At 68.7% G+C, this 467-nt stretch carries 1 protein-coding gene; it reads right to left on the reverse strand.

Annotation, left to right across the window (positions count from 1 at the left end; all coding sequences use genetic code 11):
- Window positions 1-326 (reverse strand): hypothetical protein (locus A6V37_RS41805; RefSeq protein ID WP_208607873.1); only part of this gene is annotated, 326 nt, incomplete at its 3' end.
- Between the last annotated feature and the right edge of the window lie 141 nt (window positions 327-467).

Raw genomic sequence — 467 nt, forward strand, 5'->3', positions numbered from 1 at the left:
CCCCAGTCTCTCAGCTCGACGATACACATGGCCACGTTCTGACCGCTGCCGGCGAATCTCCAGCCGCCCACACTCGTCACTCTGGCGATCTCTGGCCCCAACTGCACATATCTTCCTACCCGTGTTACCACCACCTGTGCACGCGCCTGCTCGCCTCCTGCCGCTATCCGCATCATGACCTTCAACCGGCCTCCACCTTCCCTCGTCTCAACCCCCTCTTCCCTCTGCTCGAGCATCTCGCCCTCCTCCTCCGTCCGCCCGACCCGCCCTTCCCCTTCCCAGTCCTCCACCACCTCCCCCTCCATCTCCCGCTGTCTACCCCGCATCCTCCCCCGCCCCACCTCTCCCCCGTCCACCTCTCCACCCGTACCCCCGGCCCGCGCCCCCACGGCTGCACGCCCCGGCCACGCGTCACCGCGAGCTGCCACAGCCGCCTCTCCGTCCCACGACCCTCCACTACGCCCCCC

The organism is Paraburkholderia ginsengiterrae, assembly GCF_001645125.1.
Classification (GTDB): Bacteria; Pseudomonadota; Gammaproteobacteria; order Burkholderiales; family Burkholderiaceae; genus Paraburkholderia; species Paraburkholderia ginsengiterrae.